This is a genomic window from Methylobacterium sp. 77 (assembly GCF_000372825.1).
Taxonomy (GTDB): Bacteria; Pseudomonadota; Alphaproteobacteria; order Rhizobiales; family Beijerinckiaceae; genus Methylobacterium.
Window position 1 is genome coordinate 2,174,084 of the sequence record NZ_KB910516.1, and the last position, 14,622, is coordinate 2,188,705.

The 14,622-nt window shown below is 67.8% G+C and carries 14 protein-coding genes; 7 read left to right on the top strand and 7 right to left on the bottom strand.

Annotated features, from left to right (window positions below; translation table 11 throughout):
• Window positions 1–3: 3 nt before the first annotated feature.
• A complete protein-coding gene (locus tag A3OK_RS22665; RefSeq protein ID WP_245259340.1) occupies window positions 4–153 on the bottom strand; it encodes a hypothetical protein in 150 nt (49 codons plus the stop codon).
• A gap of 452 nt (window positions 154–605) precedes the next feature.
• On the opposite strand from A3OK_RS22665, the gene A3OK_RS0110330 reads away from it, so the two are divergent.
• Window positions 606–1,157 (top strand): metallophosphoesterase, encoded by a 552-nt coding sequence (locus A3OK_RS0110330; RefSeq protein ID WP_019904788.1) that lies wholly within the window; start codon window positions 606–608, stop codon window positions 1,155–1,157.
• The gene (locus A3OK_RS0110335; RefSeq protein ID WP_019904789.1) at window positions 1,154–1,957 is read left to right on the top strand and encodes a metallophosphoesterase; all 804 of its coding nucleotides are present in this window, start codon (window positions 1,154–1,156) and stop codon (window positions 1,955–1,957) included. Before A3OK_RS0110330 ends, A3OK_RS0110335 begins: the two co-directional genes overlap by 4 nt.
• A gap of 43 nt (window positions 1,958–2,000) precedes the next feature.
• Here the strand turns inward: A3OK_RS0110335 and A3OK_RS0110340 are convergent, their stop codons facing one another.
• The gene (locus A3OK_RS0110340) at window positions 2,001–2,894 is read right to left on the bottom strand and encodes a LysR family transcriptional regulator (RefSeq protein ID WP_019904790.1); all 894 of its coding nucleotides are present in this window, start codon (window positions 2,892–2,894) and stop codon (window positions 2,001–2,003) included.
• A gap of 130 nt (window positions 2,895–3,024) precedes the next feature.
• Between A3OK_RS0110340 and A3OK_RS0110345 the strand changes: the two genes are divergently transcribed.
• The gene (locus tag A3OK_RS0110345; RefSeq protein WP_196805482.1) at window positions 3,025–4,155 is read left to right on the top strand and encodes an NADH-dependent flavin oxidoreductase; all 1,131 of its coding nucleotides are present in this window, start codon (window positions 3,025–3,027) and stop codon (window positions 4,153–4,155) included.
• Between the two features lie 77 nt (window positions 4,156–4,232).
• Here the strand turns inward: A3OK_RS0110345 and A3OK_RS0110350 are convergent, their stop codons facing one another.
• Window positions 4,233–5,288 carry a hypothetical protein gene (locus tag A3OK_RS0110350; RefSeq protein ID WP_019904792.1) on the bottom strand — a complete coding sequence of 352 codons (1,056 nt, stop codon included), beginning with the start codon at window positions 5,286–5,288 and terminating at the stop codon, window positions 4,233–4,235.
• Window positions 5,289–5,427: 139 nt separating this feature from the next.
• Window positions 5,428–6,264 carry an SDR family NAD(P)-dependent oxidoreductase gene (locus tag A3OK_RS0110355; RefSeq protein WP_019904793.1) on the bottom strand — a complete coding sequence of 279 codons (837 nt, stop codon included), beginning with the start codon at window positions 6,262–6,264 and terminating at the stop codon, window positions 5,428–5,430.
• Between the two features lie 133 nt (window positions 6,265–6,397).
• Between A3OK_RS0110355 and A3OK_RS0110360 the strand changes: the two genes are divergently transcribed.
• The 3 genes from A3OK_RS0110360 (at window position 6,398) to A3OK_RS0110370 (ending at window position 10,205) form a co-directional block, all read left to right on the top strand.
• Window positions 6,398–7,291 carry a LysR family transcriptional regulator gene (locus A3OK_RS0110360; RefSeq protein ID WP_019904794.1) on the top strand — a complete coding sequence of 298 codons (894 nt, stop codon included), beginning with the start codon at window positions 6,398–6,400 and terminating at the stop codon, window positions 7,289–7,291.
• 189 nt (window positions 7,292–7,480) lie between these two features.
• Window positions 7,481–7,954: a (2Fe-2S)-binding protein gene (locus A3OK_RS0110365; RefSeq protein ID WP_019904795.1), complete on the top strand. Its 474-nt coding sequence runs from the start codon at window positions 7,481–7,483 to the stop codon at window positions 7,952–7,954.
• Between the two features lie 10 nt (window positions 7,955–7,964).
• The gene (locus tag A3OK_RS0110370) at window positions 7,965–10,205 is read left to right on the top strand and encodes a xanthine dehydrogenase family protein molybdopterin-binding subunit (protein WP_019904796.1); all 2,241 of its coding nucleotides are present in this window, start codon (window positions 7,965–7,967) and stop codon (window positions 10,203–10,205) included.
• Between the two features lie 173 nt (window positions 10,206–10,378).
• Here the strand turns inward: A3OK_RS0110370 and A3OK_RS0110375 are convergent, their stop codons facing one another.
• Together A3OK_RS0110375 and A3OK_RS0110380 are read right to left on the bottom strand one after the other, a co-directional pair.
• On the bottom strand, window positions 10,379–11,710 hold the full coding sequence (locus A3OK_RS0110375; RefSeq protein WP_019904797.1) for an LLM class flavin-dependent oxidoreductase: 1,332 nt from the start codon (window positions 11,708–11,710) through the stop codon (window positions 10,379–10,381).
• Between the two features lie 89 nt (window positions 11,711–11,799).
• Window positions 11,800–12,462, bottom strand: coding sequence for an SDR family NAD(P)-dependent oxidoreductase (locus A3OK_RS0110380; protein ID WP_245259341.1), 663 nt, complete (start codon window positions 12,460–12,462; stop codon window positions 11,800–11,802).
• A gap of 30 nt (window positions 12,463–12,492) precedes the next feature.
• On the opposite strand from A3OK_RS0110380, the gene A3OK_RS0110385 reads away from it, so the two are divergent.
• Window positions 12,493–13,476: a LysR family transcriptional regulator gene (locus tag A3OK_RS0110385; RefSeq protein WP_019904799.1), complete on the top strand. Its 984-nt coding sequence runs from the start codon at window positions 12,493–12,495 to the stop codon at window positions 13,474–13,476.
• A gap of 142 nt (window positions 13,477–13,618) precedes the next feature.
• On the opposite strand, the gene A3OK_RS0110390 is transcribed toward A3OK_RS0110385, so the two are convergent.
• Window positions 13,619–14,542, bottom strand: coding sequence for a hypothetical protein (locus A3OK_RS0110390; RefSeq protein WP_019904800.1), 924 nt, complete (start codon window positions 14,540–14,542; stop codon window positions 13,619–13,621).
• Between the last annotated feature and the right edge of the window lie 80 nt (window positions 14,543–14,622).

Consider the following 14,622-nt stretch of genomic DNA (forward strand, 5'->3'; position numbering starts at 1 on the left):
CGCCTACTTCTTCCCCCCGTTAGCTGCCGCCTCTTCGCGGGCTTGCAGCATTTGCGTCACGGCTTCTTCGACCAAGGCGTAGACAGGCCGATTGTCATCGAGCGCGGCCTTCTTGAGGCTGACGATCAGTTCCGGCGGCAGGTACACGTACAAGGGCTTTCGCCCGTCTGGACGGGGCGATTGCCTGCTATCGTCAGGGGTGAAGACCATTTTGGCAATCCAGATATCCAGATTGCTGGGCTCTCACGTGGAGGACGATTCGGCAATCGTCTGGCTGGATCGGAAGCTGCAACCTAGGCGATTTCCTGGGTTACGGGTTTCGTCGCCACAGAGCCAATTTGTAGTTGGGCGAGGAGCCGGTCACCCGCGGAATATGCGGGTTGCGGGAATCCCCTGACATCCATCGCCCCGAACCTGATCGGTCACCGGGAGCGTCTCGGGCTGCCGATCTTGTGGATCCGCGATACCAACCTTGCCTTGTGGGACCGGCCAGGTCACGGTCACGCCGCTTCGAGGAGAGCCACGATGATACGCAAGCACATGCACCCATTCGACTGATCCCGGGGTGCCGCCGCGTGCGTAAGCCTCCGTTTTTCGAGGCTTCCATGTCACGCCAATTCTTCGTTTCCGATACCCACTTTGGCCACACGCACATCCTCTCGACCCGGATGCTGGCCCCCCGACCGTTCGCCTCCATCGACGAGCACGACGAGACCCTGATCTCGCGATGGAACGCCGTCGTGCGCCCCGAGGACACCGTCTGGCACCTCGGCGATTTCTGCTACCGCTGCCCCGAGGCCCGCGCGCGAAGCGTGTTTCGCCGTCTGGCCGGGCAGCGCCGACTGGTGCGGGGCAACCACGATAGGATCGCCTCGCGGTTGCCTTGGGATGGACCCGTCGTCGACGTCATCAGGGTCGTCGTCGAGAACGCCGACGGAACCACCACCGGGGTCTGGTGCTCGCACTACGCCCACCGCGTCTGGCCGCGCCAGCACTACGGCGACCTCCACCTCTTCGGACATTCGCACGGCAGCCTGCCCGGCACGGCGACGAGCACCGACGTCGGCGTCGACTGCTTCGGCTTCAGGCCGGTGACCCTGGCCGAGATCCGCGTTCGCCTCGCCGAGAACGCCATGGCCGCGCGAGGCGAGCGATGACGCACGACCCCACACGACTCTGGATCTTCTCGGACCTGCACCAGGACTGCCCCGAGAACGCCTGGGACCCCGCCGCCCACGCGCCTGCCGGCGGCTTCGACGTGGCCGTGATCGCGGGCGACGTCCACATGCCGCTCCTGCGGGCGCTGGACTGGCTCGGCGAGCGCCTGCCCGGCGTCCCGGTCATCTATGTCCCCGGCAACCACGACTTCTGGTGGGACCGCGGCGAGGAGCGCTACACCATCCACGATCAGATTTCGCGAGGACGCGACCGGGGTGCCGCGCTCGGCATCACGCTTCTGATGGACGACGCGGTAACGCTCAGCGGTACCCGCTACCTGGGCGGCACGCTCTGGACCGACTTCCGGCTCGGGTCCTTCAGCCTGACGCACGGGTTCCGTTCCGCCCAGGGTCGCGGCGGAATGGTGGACTACCGCCGCATCCGCACCGGGCCGAGCTCAAGGCACCGGATCGAGCCCGAGGAGGTTTTCGCCCTACACCGGACGACGCGGGCCTTCCTCGACGCCGGGCTCGCCAAGGCCCACGACGGCCCCACCGTGGTCGTCACCCACCACGCACCCCATCCGGACAGCCTGCCGTCGCGGCACCAGCCTCTCGCTTGGTGCGACGCCTCCGACCTGTCGGACATCATCGAGGGGCAGGGGCCGGACCTGTGGGTGCATGGTCACGTCCACCGGCATTCGGACTACCGGATCGGACGGACCCGCATCGTCTGCAACGCCCGCGGCCACGTCGACGAGGACACAAGGTTCCTGGCCGACATGATCGTCGAGGTCTGACGCACCCCTCGCGGACGACGTCGCACCGTGCCTCTCGGAAGGCTCAGGACCGATAGCGCAGGGCCTCGACCAGCAGGGCGAAGGCGGGCGTCTGCTGACGCCGGCTTGGGTAATAAAGGTGGTATCCCGGCAGCGTCGGGGACCAGTCGGCCAGGACCCGGACGAGGCGCCCGTCGTTGATGCCTGCCTGCACGACATCCTCGGGCAGGAAGGCGAGGCCGAGGCCGGCAATGGCCATGTCCAGCATCAGCGTGATGGTGTTGAAGGTGAGTTGTCCCTCGGGACGCACCCGCACGGACTGGCCCTGCCTCGTGAACGGCCACACGTATACACCGCCCGACGTCGGTAGGCGCAAATTGATGCAGTCGTGGTCGGCGAGGTCGTGCGGCGTACGGGGGCGGCCACGGCTCTTGAGGTAGGCGGGCGATCCGACCAGCGCCTGCTTGAAATCCGGGCCGATACGGACGCCGATCATGTCCTTGGCCACCTGCTCGCCCAGGCGCACGCCCGCGTCGAACCGGTCGGCGACGATGTCGGAGAGGCCGTAGTCGTTGATGATCTCGACCTTGATGTCGGGGTAGTCCGGCAGAAGCTTCGCCAGCGCGGGCGCCAGGAGGGTGTTCGAGGCGTGCTCGACCGAGGTGATGCGAAGGCTTCCGGACGGCTTCTCGCGCAACGCCGTCAGGTCGGACAGCCCGGCCTCGATCCCTTCGAAGTGAGGTCCGACCGACGCTAGCAGGCGCTCTCCGGCCTCGGTCGGTGCGACGCTGCGGGTGGTTCGGGTCAGGAGGCGCACGCCCAGACGCGCCTCAAGCTCGCGGATCGTCCGGCTCAGCGCCGGCTGCGAAACGCCAAGGTGGGCCGCCGCCCGGGTGAAGCTCCGCTCCCGGGCAACCGCCATGAAGACCAGCAGGTCGGTGATGGTCTCCCGTGCCATTGATGCTCCGGCGTTATGAACCCATGCCGTTTAAGGCATCTAATCGCATGAGGAAACGGACGTTAGCTTCGATGGTGAACGAGGCGTCCGGCGTCACGGCATGCCGGCAGGCAACCCAGCGAAGATCCCGATCATGTCCCAGGCCACCCTTTTCGAGCCCTTCGAACTCAACGCTGGCGTCGCACTGCGCAATCGCGTGGCCATGGCCCCGATGACGACCTGGGCGAGCAATGACGACGGCACGGTCTCGGACGCCGAGGACGCCTACTATCGCCGCCGCGTCTCAGGCGTGGGTCTCGTCATCACCGGCTGCACCCACGTTCAGGCGAACGGAGTCGGTTTTACCGGGGAGTTCGCCGCCCACGACGACGCCTTCATCCCGAGCCTCACGCGGCTAGCGGTGGCGGCCAAGAGCGGGGGAGCCCCGGCCATTCTCCAGATCTTCCACGCCGGCGCGAAGGCCCCCCCGGACCTGGTGCCCGAAGTCGTCGCCGCCAGCGCCGTCGCCATGAAGCCGGGGGCGTCCAACGCAGCGGCGACGCCCCGCGCCTTGACGGAAGAGGAAGTCCTCGGGGTCATCCGGGCCTTCGGAGAGACCACACGGCGCGCGATCCTGGCCGGCTTCGACGGGGTCGAACTCCACGGTGCACACGCCTTCCTGATCCAGAACTTCCTATCCCCGCACTTCAACCGACGCGAGGATGCCTGGGGCGGATCCCCCGACAATCGCATGCGCTTCCCGCTCGCCGTGGTGGAGGAGGTCCGGCGCGTCATCGCCGCCCACGCGGACCGGCCGTTCGTCCTGGGGTACCGGATCTCGCCCGAGGAGCCCGAGAAGGACGGCCTGAGGATCTGTGACACGCTCGTCCTCGTCGACCGCCTCGTGGAAGCCGGGATCGACTATCTCCACGCCTCGCTACAGGATGCGCTGACGACCAAGCCACTCGACGCCCCCGAAGGTGCGACTATCGCGAAAATCCTCGTCGAGCACGTCGGCGGTCGTATCCCCGTCATCGCCGCGGGGCGGATGCGGACGCCGTACGAGGCGGCCCGGGCCCTTTCGGAAGGACTCTCGCTCGTTGCCATCGGCCAAGGCTTGGTGATGAACCCCGACTGGGTCGAGTTGGCGGAAAGTCGGCGCCAGGATGCCATCGCGCAGGATGTCGCCGCATCGGACGTCCCCCGACTCGCCATCCCGGAAAAGCTCTGGCAGGTCATCGAAGCAGCCACCGGTTGGTTTAGGGTCAGGCAGACGGCCTGACACGTCGACCGGTCGGCCAGTAAAGGTCCAGTCGATGACGGCCGAGGAGGTCGCATGTTACGCGACGCCGACGGACCTCAGGCGCGTCGTTTCCGATCCACGCGGCGAGTGTCGACCATGAACGGCTTCGGTGCCGCGGCCAGGATCGGCTTCCAGGTGGCACCCCACTCTTCGAGCGGAACCGGATCGGACCGGTGAACGAGATCGAGGAAGGCGAGCCCCACCTCCGCTGTCGCGCGCTTCACGAGGGGGTTCAGCGGTCCGCCGTTCCGGAGGGAGCGGTCCGTGAACACGCTGTGCGATCCGCCCTGAAAGACGGCCAAAGCTTTCTGCGGCGTCGGAATCGCCGCGTAGACGTCGATGCGGTCCTGGACCGGGGAGTACCGGCCCGGGATGCGGATCGTGTCCTCCGTCGTGGTCACGTGGAGGGTCGGAACGTCGACCGAGGCGAGGACCGCGGCGAGGTCGGTCTCGCCGTAGAAGGGCGGCGCCGAGATGACGATGCTCGCCGTGAAGCGCGGGTCCCGGTACCCCAGGGGCTTACCGTCCCGGATCACCTGGGCGCCGGTGAGGATCAGGGTGGTGTTCGCCCCGTAGGAGTGACCGGCCGCGACGATGCGCTTCCGGTCGATGGCGGCGTGGAAGGGATTGTCACGGTGGAGCAGGCGGTCGAGGCCGAAGCTCACGTCCCGCGTCCGCTCGATGGCCTCGCGTTCGTCGGCCGCCCCGTCGAGGCGGTCGAGGAGCATGATCGGGTTTCCCTGCCAGAGCGTCTCGTCGCTCCCGACATGCTGGATGTGCAGGCTGGCGGTGCCGCGCCCGGACCACCCCTCGCCGAGGTAGCTATAGCCTTTCCGCGAACCGCCGAGCCCGTGGGAGAACACGATCAGCGGGACCGGGCCCTTCGTGGCGGAGGCCGCTGGCCAGTAGAGCCGGGCCGGTACGGCGCGGTCGCGTGCGGGATCGACCCACTCGAAGTCGATGAAGCGTGCTTCGGCGGACATTGGCAGCGCCGATGCCGAACTGCGCCCAAGCAGGCCGCCGACGCCTGCCGCCAGGACCATGGCACCGAAGCGGCGACGGTGGAGGCTGTGCGGCTCCGCATCCGGGGAGGGATCGACGGGAATGGTCATGGATGTCTCGTGGCGCCCCGACGGGCAGGTCGAATAGACCGGAGCCTTGTGGCCTCGGTTTGACGCCGCCGGGCTTGGTCGGATGTGTCCTCTCGCACGGTCACGACCCCTGAATGCGGCCCGTGACCGTGGCCCTGGATCAGGCCTCGCCGCTGGCGGCCCGGGACAGGGCTTCGTGATCGCGCATGTCCTTCAGGCGGGCTTCGACGACCGGGGTGATCATCGCCAGGGCGTCGCCGCCGGCGGCGAAGATCGCGGGCGGCTCGGCGAGGCGCGACAGGTTCACCAGCGCCGGTCCGAGCTTGGACGGGTCGCCGCTCTGCTGGCCGCTGAACGAGGAGTACATCGCCTCGGCCGGCCCCTCATGGGCGTAGTCGGCGATGCTGCTGGTTGCGTACCGGGCGTTGCGGGAGTCGAGGAAGTCCGTGCGGAAGAAGCCGGGCTCGACCACGGTCACGCGAATGCCGAACTGGCCGACCTCGTTGGCGATGGCGAACGACAGTCCCTCCAGCGCGAACTTGGACGCCGCATAGGCGCTGCAATGCCTCTGCCCGACCACGCCGGCCACGGAACTGATGTTCAGGACGTAACCCGAACGCTGCCGACGCAACGTCGGCAGCACGGCGCGCAGGACGTTGCTCACGCCCCAGAAGTTGGTGGCGAACTGCTGCTCGAACTCGGACTGGGTGATCTCCTCGAAGTTGCCGAGTATGCAGTAGCCGGCATTGTTCACCAGCACGTCGATGCGCCCGAAGGCCTGCACGGCCTCCTCGGCCGCCGCCTTGGCCTGCGCGGCATCAGCCACATCGAGGCGGATATAGGTGAGGCTGTCGCCGGCATCCTGCCCGATGGCCGTCCGGACCTTGTCGAGGTCGCGCCCCGTGGCGACAACGCGGTCGCCGGCGGCCAGCGCAGCCTTGGCCGTCTCCGCGCCCATGCCGCTGCCGGCGCCGGTGATGAACCACACCTTGCTCATGACATTCGCCCTTTGGATTCTGAGCCGAAGAAACCCGTGCGTTTCTTCATCCGTCTCGTGACCCAAGCTAGCGAACGGCCCCACACCCGATTAGATGGCTCAATCGGCTTGAACCCATATCCGAGACGCATCAATGGACCGGGAGAACGTCGCCGACCTGATCGCCTTCCTGGCGGTGGCGCGCGAACGCAACTTCACCAGGGCGGCGGCCCAACTCGCTGTGTCGCAACCGGCGCTCAGCCGAACGATCCGGTCCCTGGAAGCCCGTCTCGGCGTCCGTCTGCTGACCCGCAGCACCCGCAGCGTGGCACCCACCGAGGCGGGTGAACGTCTCCTCCAGACGGTGGGACCGCTATTCGAGGGGATCGGGGTCGGTCTGGCGGCCTTGAGTGACCATCGTGATAAGCCGGCGGGCAGCCTTCGCATCACCTCGGTCGAGCACGCCACGGACACGGTCCTCATGCCGGCCGTGGCCAAGCTCCTGACGGCGTACCCGGACATCCGCATAGAGATCATCAACGACTACGGCCTGGCCGATATCGTCGCCGACCGGTTCGACGCCGGCATCCGCCTCGGTGAGCAGGTCGCCAAGGACATGATCGCGATGCGGATCGGTCCCGACTTCCGCCAGGCGGTCGTCGCGTCGCCTGACTACTTCGCCAAACGTCCCCCGCCGACGACCCCGCACGACCTCACCGAACACGCCTGCATCAACCTGCGCCTGCCGACCTCGGGTGGCCTGTGGACGTGGCCTTTCGTCAAGGACGGTCGCGAATTGCGGGTGCGGACGGAGGGGGCCCTGACCTTCAACGCGATCCCGATGATCGTCAGGGCGGCCCTGAAGGGACTCGGTGTGACCTACGTCCCCGAGGATCGCGTGCTGGATCACGTGGCGGCGGGACGCCTCGTCCGGGTCCTTCCGGAATGGTCCGTGACCATGACCGGCTATCACCTCTACTATCCGAGCCGCCATCAGCATGCGCCGGCCTTCGCCCTGCTGATCGAAGCGCTGCGCTACCGCGCCTAATTGATGCGCCAGAGGCATAAGCCCTAGATCGAGAAGCCTCCTAATCGGAAGGATGCGATGGTCGTACCATCGATTAAGCGCACCGGATTCGGTGCGGATCTCCGGTTCCACCGGCCTGATGCGGCGCTTTCCGACCCGTCCCTATCTGGGCGGCTGGGACCGCCCGACCGGCCAGTCGCGGGCAGCACGATGGCACAGCTTCTCATCAACGGTGTCAGGCATGCGGTCGATCTCGATCCGGCCACGCCGATCCTCTGGGCCCTGCGCGACACGCTGGGCATGACTGGCACCAAGTTCGGATGCGGGGCCGGCCTGTGCGGGGCGTGCACGGTCCATCTCGAAGGCGAGGCCGTCCGCTCCTGCAGCACCTCGATCTCGGATGCCAAGGGCAAGAAGATCACCACCATCGAGGCCGCGACCGCGAGCACCACGCGGATCGGGGCCGCCGTCCACGCCGCCTGGGTCAGGCACGACGTGGCCCAGTGCGGCTACTGCCAGAGCGGCCAGATCATGAGCGCCATCGCCTTCCTCAAGGGGCTCCCACGGGGGACCCGGCCGAGCCCCGCCGACATCGATGCCGCCATGGCCGGAAACATCTGCCGTTGCGGCACCTACGCCCGCATCCGTGCCGCCGTGGCCGATGCCGCCCGCGCCATCGCCTGAGGGACACGCCATGATGCACAAGGTCGACTTCAGCGATCTCCCGCGCGCGCTCCAGCACCTGATGACCCGCGACCGGCCGGCCCCGAAGGCCCTGGCCCGCCGCAGCTTCCTCAAGCTCGCCGGCGCCGGCGGCCTGGCGCTGGGCGTCTTTCCCCAAGTCGCCGGGGCCGAGACAGCGACGCCCAGGGGCGCCAGCGCCCTCAAGGCGACGCAGCAGCCTTCGGCCTTCGTCCGGATCGCCCGCGACGGCGAGGTCACGGTGACGATCAACCGGCTGGAGTTCGGGCAGGGCGTCAACACCGCCCTGGCGATGATCCTGGCCGAGGAGCTCGACGCCGACTGGGGCCGGGTGCGGAGCAAGCACGGCACGAACGACATGGCCTATGTCGATCCGGCCTTCGGCATGCACCTGACCGGTGGCTCCAACACGATCAAGAACAGCTTCACCCAGTACCGCGAACTCGGGGCACGGACACGTGCCATGCTGCTGGCCGCGGCGGCGGCGCGCTGGAAGGTCGATGCCGCCACCCTCACCACGCGCGCCGGCACCGTGGTCGGACCCAAGGGACGCACGGTGGGATACGGCGAGCTTGCCGATGCCGCCATGGCGCTGCCGGTCCCCGAGACCGTGGTGCTGAAGGACCCGAAGGATTTCCGCATCATCGGCCGCCCGACGCCACGGCTCGATGCCACCGCCAAGAGCAGCGGCCGGCAGGTTTTCGGAATCGACATGGCCCTTCAGGGCCAGCTCACCGCCGTGGTGGCGCGGCCTCCGGTGTTCGGGGCGAAGGTGGCAACGGTGGATGACCGCGCCGCCCGGGCTGTCCGGGGCGTGAAGGCCGTCCTGCGGGTGCCACTGGACGGGGGCGCCCAGGGCATCGCCGTGATCGCGGAGGGGTACTGGCAGGCCACCCAGGGGCGTGATGCCCTCAAGGTCGAGTGGGACACCTCGGGCGTCGAGAAGGTCGATAGCGAACGCCTGCTTGCCCGGTACCGCGAACTCTCCGGCCAGCCCGGCCGGCGCAAGTTCGACGCCGACATGACGCCGCTCGACACGGCCCCCCAGACCCTGGAGGCCGAGTTCGTCTTCCCCTTCCTCGCCCACGCGGCGATGGAGCCCCTGAACTGCACCGTCCGCCTCGCCGACGACCGGGCGATGATCTGGATGGGCAGTCAGAGCCCCGGCCTCGACGCGGCCGCCGCCTCCAAGGCCCTCGGCCTGCAGCCGGAGCAGGTCGCCATCAACGTCCAGATGTCGGGCGGCGGCTTCGGGCGGCGCTTTTCGAGCACGAGCGACACGGCGGTCGAGGCCTGCATGATCGCCAAGGCGGCGCGCGCCGCCGGGCTCGACGTCCCGATCCGGACGGTGTGGAGCCGCGAGGACGACATGAAGGGCGGCTTCTACCGCCCGATGCACCTGCACCGCGCCCGCATCGGCTTCGACGAGCAGGGCAAGGTGCTGGCCTGGGACCACGTCCTCGTCGGGCAGTCGATCCTCGACGGCACCGTGTTCGCCGCCTTCCAGGTCAAGGACGGCATCGACGCCTCGGCGACCGAGGGCATGCGAGAGCCCTACGCGCTGCCGATGCGCCTGACGGTGCACCATCCCAAGGTCAACGTGCCGGTCCTGTGGTGGCGCAGCGTCGGGTCCACCCACACCGCCTTCGTGATGGAGACCCTGCTCGACGACATCGCCCGCGCCACGAACCAGGACCCGGTCGCCTACCGCATGCGGTTGTTCGGCGACGAGAACCCTCGCCATCGCGCCGCCCTACAACTGTCCGTCGATAAGAGCGGCTACGGCAAGGCGCCATTGGCGGACGGTCGCGCCTGGGGCGTCGCCGTGCATGAATCCTTCGGGTCCGTGGTCGCCTACGTCGTCGAGGCGTCGGTGAAGGACGGCCAGCCGGTCCTGCACAAGGTCACGGCCGGGGTTCACTGCAACCTGGCGGTCAACCCGCGCACCATCGAGGCCCAGGTCCAGGGCGCGGCGGTGATGGGGCTGTCGATGTGCCTGGAGGGGTCGGCCATCACGCTCAAGGACGGCATCGTCGAGCAGGCCAACTTCGACGCCTACAAGGTCGCCCGCGTGACGGACGTCCCGGAGTTCGCCGTCCACATCGTCCCAAGCGCGGAGCCGCCCACCGGCATGGGCGAACCCGGCCTGCCGCCCCTGGCGCCGGCCTTCGCCAACGCGATTGCGAAACTGACCGGCAAACCGATGCGGCAGCTGCCCTTCGCCGTGGCGTAAATCGGCGCCCCGGGTTCTGCGAGAGATGCTCAAGGGGCTGAGCTCCAGCAGCTTGACCTTGTTCGGGTCCGCGAATGATGGAAATTTGACTCCTGGCACCCGCGCAGAACGGCAGCTTAGGGTGGATCTTTGCCGGTCTGCTTCGGAGCGTACCAGTCCGGAGAGCGGACGTCTCAGCCCAGGGGAAAGAAGCGGTTCGACGGCCTGGGAAGGCCGAGATGGTCACGGAGGGTCGCACCCTCGTACTCGGTGCGGAAAAGGCCGCGCCGCTGAAGCTCCGGCACCAACCCGTCCACCACATCGTCGAGCCCCTCGGGCACGGTGTGGAACATCAGGTTGAAGCCATCGCAGGCGCGGGTCTCCAGCCATTCCTGCATCCGGTCGGCGACCTGGGCCGATGTGCCTACGATGTGCAGGCCGCCGTAGCCGCCGACCTTGCGGGCGAGTTCCCGGACGGTCGCGCCGGTGCGTCGGGCATACGCGACGATCTGCGCCTGGTTGCTCTTGCTCGCATTCGTCTCGGGTAGGTCCGGCAGCGGCGCGTCGAGGTCGAAGCCCGAGGCATCGACGCCGAGGCGCACCGAAAGGTTGGCGAGCCCGCTGTCGGGATGGACGAGGTCGTCGAGGCGTTCCTTCTTGGCCTTCGCGTCCGCTTCGGTCGCGCCAAGGACGACCACGCAAGCCGGCAGGATCTTGAGGTGGTCGGGGTCGCGCCCAACCGCCGGCATGCGGCCCTTCACGTCGGTGTAGAAGGCCTGGGCCGCCTCCAGGGTAGAGGCCGAGCCGAAGACCATTTCGGCGGTCTCGGCTGCGATTTGGCGCCCCGCCTCGGACGCGCCCGCCTGCACGATAACCGGCCAGCCCTGGACCGGACGGGCGACGTTCAGCGGCCCCTTCACCTTCAGGTTCTCGCCGTGGTGGTCGAGGACATGCATCTTCGCGGGGTCGAAGAATACCCCGCTTTTCTGGTCCATCGGGAAGGCGTCGTCGGCAAAGCTATCCCACAGGCCGGTGACCACGTCGAAGAACTCGCGGGCGCGGGTATAGCGGGTGGCGTGGCCGAGATGTTCGTCGCGGCCGAAGTTCAGCGCCTCGTCGGGGTTGTGCGACGTGACGAGGTTCCAGCCTGCGCGACCCTTCGAGATGTGGTCGAGCGAGGCGAACTTGCGGGCCACATGATAGGGCTCGTTGTAGGTGGTTGAGGCAGTGGCGATCAGGCCGATGCGCTCGGTAAGCACAGCGAGCGCCGGGAGCAAGGTCAGCGGATCGAACGAGGTCACGGTGGCCGAGCGGCGCAAAGCCGCCATTGGCATGTTCATCACCGCGAGATGGTCGGCCATGAAGAAGGCGTCGAACTTCGCCGCCTCCAACCGGCGGGCAAAGTGCGCCAGGTGCTCGAAGTTGAAGTTGGCGTCTGGATAGGCCCCGGGATAGCGCCACCATGCGGTGTGGATGCCCACGGGGCGCATGAAGGCGCCGAGGTGAAGCCGGCGTTCCTGGGCCATGCGGGCGCTCCATAGGGTTCGGGAGAACGCGCCTGAGCGCGGAACGACGCCACCGACCGGCATGGGAGCCGGCCGGTGACGGATCGGGATCAGCCCTTGGGCGTGTATACGGCTTCCATCTCCCACGAGCCCTTCGGCTGCGTGTGGAACTGCCAGAACTGCTCGCCTACCGCCTTCGCATCCTCGGAGCCGGCGTTCACGAAGCCCGCCACCGTGACAGTCGCGACGTGGATGCCCTTCTCCTGGAAGGTCTCGAAAATGCCCTGAGCCAGGGCGCGGATGCCAGCCTTGCCGATGCTGAGCGACAGGTAGTCCGGGTGTGGCTGGAGGCCGAAGCCGCCGCCGGTGAATAGGATGGTACCGGTACCGCGCTCGGCCATCTTCGGTGCAACCGCCTGGGCAGCCGCCATGGCGCCGCCGATGTTCACGGCGAGATCGGCGTTGAAGGTGTCGCGCGGCTGGTCGGCAAGGGTCGCCTGGCGCATGCCGGCGGCGTTGTAGTGCAGGACGTCGACGCTGCCGAACTCGCGCTCAACGGTTTCGACGAGATTAGCCACGCTCGCGGGATCGCTCGCGTCCACCGTGCGCACCTCGGCCGTGTGGCCCTTCGCCTTGAGCTGCTGTGCGAGTTCCTGCGTCTTGCCCTCGTTGCGGGCGCTCAGGATCACCTGAAAGCCCTCACGAGCGAAGCGCTCCGCGGTCTCAAGGCCCATACCCGGGCCGGCGCCGATGCTGAGAAAGGTCTTCGTCACTGTCATCTCCTCGCGTTTTCGATGAACACGATGTACGTCTTGCACTGGCTCGGATTAATCCGGGTCAGCAGCATTACACTCGTGCAGATCATGCAGGAATTATCGGATCAGGCCAGCGTCGAAGATCTCACCGCCTTCGTCGCGGTGGCAGAGGCTGGGAGCTTCACCGAGGCCGCGAAGGTGCTCGAACGCGACGCCTCCGTGCTTTCGCGCCGCGTGAGCCAGTTGGAGCAGCGCCTCGGAGTCCGCCTGCTCTCCCGGACCACACGCCGCGTGTCTTTGACGGAAGTCGGGGCAACGTACTGCCGGCGCGTTCAGGCGCTTCTGGAGGAACTAGCGAGCGCTAACCGAGAAGCCAGCGACCACGCCGCAAGCCCGCAGGGTCTCGTACGAGCCTCATTGCCCCTGACCTTCGGACGCCAGTGGGTCTCTCCGATCCTACCTGGCTTTCTCGCTCGCCACCCGCAGATCCGCCTCGACCTACGCTTCACCGACCGCTTCGTCGACCTTGTGGCGGAGGGCGTCGACGTCTCCATCCGAGTGGCGGCGGGCAAGCCCCGCGACAGTTCGCTGACGACCCGCAGGATAGCAACCTACCGGAACCTGCTCGTAGCTTCCCCGGCCTACCTTGCCGCTCGTGGCACGCCGAACGGTCCGGCCGATCTAACAAACCATGACTGCTTGGGCTTCACGGGCTTCGCGGCTTGGCCGGACTGGCCTCTGACGAAGGAGGGCAAGCGCCATACGGTGCGCCCGGCCTGCACCCTCGTCGCCGATCATTCCGAAGTGCTGCTTGCCGCCGCCATCGCGGACGCGGGCATCACCTTCACGGCTGATTGGCTGGCGGGACCGGCCCTGCGCGCTGGCGAGCTGGTCGAGGTCCTACCGGGCTGGGGCGGGCGCGAGGATGGCGGCGTCTACGCGGTCATGCCCCCAGGGCGCTTGGTGCCGGCGAAGACACGCCTGTTCGTCGATGAGGTCGCGGCGGCGATCAAGGCAGGCTGGATACGGTAGGTTGCCGCGATCCGCGACGCCCCGGGCGTTCGCTTTGGAGGATCGCTCCGAAAGGCTTCTACGACCATGTCGGGTCGGATGCGGCCGCTCCCACAGTCAAGCTGTTTGAGTGCCGACCTTATGAGCGTCCCGGCCTGGGTCGTCAGCGACCCAGAAGCTTGCCGGTGTGCAGCAGGTGCCGGACATCCTCGGCGACTTGGTTCCGGGCACCGAGCCTTTCGATGAGCTGAGCAGGACGGCTACCCCGCAGGCCGGCGAGCGTGAGCTGCTTGTCGCGGACATACGTATAGACACCGCTGACCGCGAACGGGGAGGCGAAGGCTATGTCCGCCTTCAGGCCTTCGGCGGCCTGGATGAAGGCATCGGAGGCGTAAAAGGTGCTCCGGTCCAGGGGCGAGGCGAATGCGATGTCGAGGATCGCGACGAGGCGCCGTTCGGCAGGGACCTCGTGCCCCACGTTGGGCGCCGGGGGAGCCGGGTGGGCGTTGTCGTAGGCATCCGGCAGGTGAAGGCGGAGCCGAAGCACCGCCTCCTCGGCGGCGAGCGCCTGGGCGAGACGGCCGACGCGGTCGCCGAACGCCGCCGCATCGTCGTGGACGGCGCCGAGGTGGAGGTGGATGCGGTCGAGCCCATCGTCGGCGTTCGGGGAGGGTTCGGCGACCCGGTCTACCAACGTGGTCGACCCGTTCGGCAGCGCGTAGGCGACGGTGGCGGCGAACATGTTCTGCTCGTCCGCGAACAGGATCGGGCATGCCTCGTTAAATGCGGCCTGGTCTTTGGCTGAGTGGAAGCCGATCTCGACGCCGCCGTCCAAGTCGTAGTCCGGGAACGGCCTGATACCCTCCATCGCGGGCCAGAGACGGGCGTCCTGCTCGCGCGAGAGGTGTGTCTGTACGTACCAGCCAAGCCCGGGGATCCGCGAGCACAAGGGGCCGTGAACGTCCCGCCAGTAGGTCGCGAAAAGCTCGTGCGGGACCTTCGGGTGGCGAAGGACCGTCGTGTACGAGTTGATGGCGATGGCGGCGTCGCGGTCGGAATAGTCGACGGATGTCGTGATCTTGGGCAAGGTGGTGTCCTTGGGTGAGCGGCAGCGCGCGGGACGAGGCGTCGTGCGATCCCAGGGGGATGACGCGCGAGACGTGTCAC

Excerpts from the sequence above, each read along its gene's own strand:
- A3OK_RS0110350 (WP_019904792.1), bottom strand. The coding sequence starts at position 5,288 with ATGACCATTCCCGTCGATCCCTCCCCGGATGCGGAGCCGCACAGCCTC.
- A3OK_RS0110355 (WP_019904793.1), bottom strand. The coding sequence starts at position 6,264 with ATGAGCAAGGTGTGGTTCATCACCGGCGCCGGCAGCGGCATGGGCGCG.
- A3OK_RS0110360 (WP_019904794.1), top strand. The coding sequence starts at position 6,398 with ATGGACCGGGAGAACGTCGCCGACCTGATCGCCTTCCTGGCGGTGGCG.
- A3OK_RS0110365 (WP_019904795.1), top strand. The coding sequence starts at position 7,481 with ATGGCACAGCTTCTCATCAACGGTGTCAGGCATGCGGTCGATCTCGAT.
- A3OK_RS0110385 (WP_019904799.1), top strand. The coding sequence starts at position 12,493 with ATGTACGTCTTGCACTGGCTCGGATTAATCCGGGTCAGCAGCATTACA.
- A3OK_RS0110335 (WP_019904789.1), top strand. The coding sequence starts at position 1,154 with ATGACGCACGACCCCACACGACTCTGGATCTTCTCGGACCTGCACCAG.
- A3OK_RS0110375 (WP_019904797.1), bottom strand. The coding sequence starts at position 11,710 with ATGGCCCAGGAACGCCGGCTTCACCTCGGCGCCTTCATGCGCCCCGTG.
- A3OK_RS0110330 (WP_019904788.1), top strand. The coding sequence starts at position 606 with ATGTCACGCCAATTCTTCGTTTCCGATACCCACTTTGGCCACACGCAC.
- A3OK_RS0110370 (WP_019904796.1), top strand. The coding sequence starts at position 7,965 with ATGATGCACAAGGTCGACTTCAGCGATCTCCCGCGCGCGCTCCAGCAC.
- A3OK_RS0110340 (WP_019904790.1), bottom strand. The coding sequence starts at position 2,894 with ATGGCACGGGAGACCATCACCGACCTGCTGGTCTTCATGGCGGTTGCC.